This window comes from Actinomycetes bacterium, assembly GCA_035489715.1.
GTDB lineage: Bacteria > Actinomycetota > Actinomycetes > JACCUZ01 > JACCUZ01 > DATHAP01.
This window is the reverse complement of sequence record DATHAP010000042.1, coordinates 1-5,206: the sequence shown is the minus strand read 5'-3', so window position 1 is coordinate 5,206 and position 5,206 is coordinate 1. Positions and strand designations below refer to the sequence as shown.

At 72.4% G+C, this 5,206-nt stretch carries 6 protein-coding genes; 3 read left to right on the top strand and 3 right to left on the bottom strand.

Going from position 1 to position 5,206, the window contains the following annotated elements; all coding sequences use genetic code 11:
- The 3 genes from VK640_03700 to VK640_03690 all read left to right on the top strand — a co-directional run.
- On the top strand, positions 1-235 hold a 235-nt coding region (locus VK640_03700), incomplete at its 5' end, for a glycosyltransferase (GenBank protein HTE72292.1).
- Between the two features lie 85 nt (positions 236-320).
- On the top strand, positions 321-1,556 hold the full coding sequence (locus tag VK640_03695) for a lamin tail domain-containing protein (protein ID HTE72291.1): 1,236 nt from the start codon (positions 321-323) through the stop codon (positions 1,554-1,556).
- Positions 1,557-1,585: 29 nt separating this feature from the next.
- Positions 1,586-2,398, top strand: coding sequence for a sulfotransferase (locus tag VK640_03690; protein HTE72290.1), 813 nt, complete (start codon positions 1,586-1,588; stop codon positions 2,396-2,398).
- Between the two features lie 33 nt (positions 2,399-2,431).
- Here VK640_03690 and VK640_03685 read toward each other — a convergent pair whose 3' ends face one another.
- The 3 genes from VK640_03685 to VK640_03675 form a co-directional block, all read right to left on the bottom strand.
- Positions 2,432-3,967 (bottom strand): hypothetical protein, encoded by a 1,536-nt coding sequence (locus VK640_03685; GenBank protein HTE72289.1) that lies wholly within the window; start codon positions 3,965-3,967, stop codon positions 2,432-2,434.
- Positions 3,964-4,647, bottom strand: coding sequence for a CoA transferase subunit B (locus VK640_03680; protein HTE72288.1), 684 nt, complete (start codon positions 4,645-4,647; stop codon positions 3,964-3,966). The genes VK640_03685 and VK640_03680 overlap by 4 nt, the downstream gene beginning before the upstream one ends.
- A gap of 1 nt (position 4,648) precedes the next feature.
- On the bottom strand, positions 4,649-5,206 hold a 558-nt coding region (locus tag VK640_03675), incomplete at its 5' end, for a 3-oxoacid CoA-transferase subunit A (protein ID HTE72287.1).

Sequence of the window (5,206 nt, the reverse complement as noted above, 5' to 3'; positions counted from 1 at the left end):
CTGCGTGGCGTTCGACTGCGCCCCCGGGGTGCGCGAGATCGTCACCGACGGCGTGGACGGCGTCGTGGTGCCGCCGCGCGACGTGGCCGGCCTGGCGGAGGGCCTGGACCGGGTCATGGACGACGAGGACCTGCGGCGCCGCCTCGGCACGGCGGCCCGCGCCGGCGTGCGGCGCTTCGCGCCGGACCAGGTCCTCGCGCAGTGGGAGGACGTCTTCGCCCTGGTGGATCGATAGCTGGTGGATCGATAGCTGGCGAACCGCTAGGTGGTGGACCGCTCAAGAGCGGGCGGGCCGCTACCGAAATCGGAGTATGCGTTCCGTGCTCCGCCCCGCCCTGGCTGCGCTGGCGTCGGCAGCAGCCGTCGTGCCGCTGCTCGTCGCCGGGCCCCTCACGCCCGGCCAGGCCGGCACCTACGACACCGGTAGGGTCACCAAGGTCGTCGACGGCGACACGGTGATCGTGGACCACCGGGCGGTGGTGCGGCTGATCGGCATCGACACCCCCGAGCACGGCCAGTGCGGCTACGACGCGGCCACCAGGGCGCTGCGTCGCCTCGTCGGCGGCGAGCAGGTCGTGCTCCGGTCCGACACCGGCCGCAGCGGCCTGCGCGGGCGTCCCGAGCGCCGCGTCCTGGTCAAGTCCGGCGGGCAGCAGGTCGACGCGACCACCTGGCTGCTCGAGCGGGGGATGGGCGTCTGGATGCCCCGCAAGGGCGAGGTCACCAACAGCAAGGCGCACCACCGGGCGGCCGACCTGGCCGCCGCGGCCGACACCGGCTGGTTCGACGAGGACCGCTGCGGGGCCGGCCCCGGGCCGGAGGGTGCCCTGCAGATGACGGTGCAGTGGAACGCCGACGCGACCAAGGCGCTCAGCGACGCGCAGCGCCGCAACGAGGAGTTCATCCGGATCCGCAACGTCAGCACGGTGCCGGTCGACATCGACGGGTGGACGCTGCGGGTCGGCAACGACCGCAGCCGCAAGGTGCCGGCCGGCGGTGCGATCCCGCCCGGCGGGACGGTGACCGTCCACGTCGGATACGGGACGAACACCTTCACCGACCGGTACCTCGGAAGCAGCGCCCCGATGCTGCAGAACGCCGACCAGAGCGGCCGCCGCCACCTCGGCGCCGGGGCCTACCTGGTCGACCCCCGCGGAGACATGCGCGCGTACATGACCTGGCCGTGCGTCGTCGGCTGCACCGACCCGACAGGTGGTGCGGTCCACATCTCCGAGGTCCTAGTCGACCCCGGCGGCCCGCTCAACGGCGAGTACGTCGCGATCACCAACTCGGGCCCGTCGCAGGTCCGCAGCGGCGACCTGGTCGTCGAGATCTGGCCGTGGGTCTACGAGCTGCCGTCCGACCACGTGCTGGACCCCGGCGAGACGGTCGTGATCCACGGCGGGTCCGGCCGGAACGAGCGTCTGCGACGCTTCCTCGGCGCGGTCAACCCCCCGCTGCGCACACTCGGCGGCCAGGTCGTGCTGCGGACGTACGACGCCATCCTGCTCGACTGCCACCGCTGGGGCGGCGGGCGCTGCCCGACCTACGGCTGACCCAGGGGATTTGATAACGTCCGGCCACCGTGCCGCTCCCAGATTTCGTCGTCGTCGGCGCCCAGAAGGCCGGGACGACCAGCCTCTACCGCATGCTGCGCAGGCACCCGCAGATCCACATGCCGCGGACCAAGGAGCTGCACTTCTTCGACACCCACTGGGACCGCGGGATCGACTGGTACGCCGCCCAGTTCACCCCGAGGCTGTGGGAGCGCCGCCGCGGCGAGGCCACGCCGTACTACCTGTACCGGCCCATGGTCCGCGAGCGGATGCTCCAGGTGCTGCCCAAGGCGCGGCTCGTGGTGATCCTGCGCAACCCGGTCGACCGGGCCTACTCGCACTACTGGCACGACCTGCGCCGCTTCGAGCTCGAGCGCCACACCCGTGAGGTCTTCCCGACCTTCGAGTCCGCGGTGGCCTTCGAGCGGCCGTACCTGCTGGGCCACTTGATCGGTCGCGAGGGCCCGGAGCTGTGGAAGGAGGCCGAGGGCCGCCGCGGCACCTACGTCCGTCGCGGTGAGTACGCCGACCAGCTGGTGCCGTTCTTCGACTCCTACGGTCGCGACCGGGTGCACGTCATGCTCCTCGACGACCTGATCGGCGACCGCGAGGGCAGCCTGCGCCACCTGTTCGGCTTCCTGCGGGTGGTCAAGCGCCCGGCCGGCTGGATCGATGACGTCCAGGCCAACGCCTACCGCAAGCGCGATGAGACCGGGCGGATGCGGAAGACGCAGTACGTCGCCATGGACCCGGTGACCCGGGAGGTGCTCGTGGAGCACTTCCGGCCGTACAACGAGCAGCTGGGCGCGCTGCTCGGCCGCGACCTGAGCCACTGGACCTGACCTCGCCGCAGGCACGCGGCAAGGGTCCCAGGACTAGCCGGTGGGGGCGTAGACCCTCAGCTGGCGCTCTTTGAGCACCGGCTCCCAGCCCTGTGCGGCCTTGGGCTTGGTGCGGGACATCACCGGGCTCCACACCAGCCAGGTGGCGGGGTCGCCGTCGGAGGCCGGCGGCTCGGCCAGCTCGTGGTCGGTCCGCTCGACCTCGGCGTGGACCACCCGGTCGCCGCCGAGCGCCTCGCGGGAGTAGATCTGCAGGATCAGGGCGTCCCGGTCGTCGGTGACGATGGTGTCGATCCGGGCGTCGTTGCGGGCGAGGAAGGAGCGGACGTCGTTCCATGCCGCGTCGCGCGGGTTGTCGGCGATGTCGTCGAGCATGGGGACGCACCACACCGCGAGCCCCACCGCGGCGACCGCGGCGGTCAGCACCCGCCCGGCCCCTCGGTGCCGCTCGGGCAGCCGGGCCCGCACCGCCCCCAGGGCGGCCGCCACCGCGGCCGCCGCACCGAGGCACAGCGGCGGCAGGACCGGCACCCAGTAGCGCATCAGTGAGGCGTTGATCCGGATGAAGCCCGGGTCGATCAGCCCGGACACCAGGGTGAGGGGCAGCCACATGGAGACGAACCAGCCGAGCATCAGCACCAGGCCGCGCCGCCGGACGAGCAGCGCCCCGAGCACCGTCAGCACCAGGGTCGCCATCACGACGACGGTCTGCGGGTAGAGGACGACCGCGCGCGGGAAGCGCAGCAGCGCGTCGGTCCGGGTCAGGTCGGCGATCGGGCTGCCGTGCTCGCTGCCGACCTTCAGCCGGACCAGCGGGTCGCCGTGCGCCCACCAGTTGACGACGAGCTCGAGCACCAGGCACGACAGCATGCCGGCCGCGACCTGCACCCAGCGGCGCAGGGGCAGCCGCCAGCCGGCCAGCACACCGAGCACGACCGGGAACACGAAGACGGTCAGCTCGCGGACCAGGTAGGCCCAGCCGAAGGCCAGGCCGGCGCCAATGAACAACCAGGACCACCAGGACCACCAGGACGGCCCGGACCACCGGGAGGCCGCAGCGGAGCCGTCGCGGTCACCTTCGTCGCGGCGCGCACCGGTCACCAGCAGCGCCAAGCCGAGGGTGAAGAACGCCGTGGACGGGATGTCGGGCAGCAGCTGCCACGAGGTCATCCGCTCGCTGCCGACCGAGATGACCGTGTCGACCAGGACCGGGTGGAAGACCAGCAGGACGGTCGCGGCGGCCCCGGTCCACCGTCCGAACAGCACGGTGCCCAGCCAGAACACGGTGACGACGAGCAGGATGCCGGTGACGAACGGCCAGGCGTAGTAGGCCCACTGCCCGTAGCCGAACACCTCGAGGAAGGCGCGGACCGGGAAGATGTTGCCGATCCGCAGGGCGTGGTGGTCGAGCTGGCGCGGGACGTCCGGGAACGCGGCGGCGTCGTCGAGGACGAAGATGCCGTCGTTCCACCGCGGGTGCGGCCTGACCTGGAAGGTGACGACCAGGTGCAGCGCCACCAGCCCGAGCCCGACCGCCAGGTCGGTGAGGCGAGGGGAGTGCCGCCTCACGGAGCGGGCGCGGCCATGACCACCGGCTCCGCCGGGACGTCCAGCGGTGCCCCGGTCGCCGCCCGCACCTCGTCCAGGCCGACTCCCGGAGCGAGCTCGCGCAGCACCAGCCCGCCGTCCGAACCGTCGACGACATCGACGACATCGATGACGGCCAGGTCGGTGATCACCCGGTCGACGACGCCCCGGCCGGTGTAGGGGAGCGTGCACTCGGGCACGATCTTGTGGCTGCCGTCCTTGGCGACGTGCTCCATGACGACCACCACCCGCTTGGCGCCGTGGACGAGGTCCATGGCGCCGCCCATGCCCTTGACCATCTTGCCGGGGATCATCCAGTTGGCCAGGTCGCCGGCCGCGGACACCTGCATGGCGCCGAGGATCGCGGCGTCGATGTGGCCGCCACGGATCATGCCGAAGGACGTCGCGGAGTCGAAGAACGAGGCACCGGGGAGCAGCGTCACGGTCTCCTTGCCGGCGTTGATGAGGTCGGCGTCCTCCTCGCCCTCGAACGGGTAGGGCCCGACGCCGAGGATTCCGTTCTCGCTCTGCAGCGTGACGTGCACGCCGGGCGGCAGGTAGTTGGGCACGAGGGTCGGCAGCCCGATGCCGAGGTTGACGTACTGGCCGTCCCGCAGCTCCTGGGCGGCGCGGGCGGCCATCTGCTGGCGGGTCAGCGCCATCTCAGCCCTCCCTCCCCTCGCCGCCGGGTCGCGGTCGCACGGTGCGCCGCTCGATCCGCTTCTCGACGTCCGGCCCGACCCCGACCACCCGCTGGACGAAGACGCCGGGCGTGTGGACCTCCTCGGGCCGGATCTCCCCGACGTCGACCATCTGCTCGACCTGGGCGATCGTGACCCGCCCGGCCGTGGCGCACAGCGGGTTGAAGTTGCGCGCGCTCTCGCGGTAGACGAGGTTGCCGGAGCGGTCGCCCTTCCAGGCGTGGACCAGCGCGAAGTCGGTGACGATCGACTCCTCGAGCACGTACGTCCGCGTCTCGCCCGCGACGGTCAGCTCGCGGGTCTCCTTGACCGGCGACGCGACCGTCACCGACCCGTCGGCGGCGTAGCGCCAGGGCAGGCCGCCCTCCGCGACCTGGGTGCCGACGCCGGTCGCCGTGAAGAAGGCCGGGATGCCGGCGCCGCCGGCGCGCAGCCGCTCGGCGAGCGTGCCCTGCGGCGTCAGCTCGACCTCGAGCTCGCCGGAGAGGAACTGCCGGGCGAACTCCTTGTTCTCGCCGAC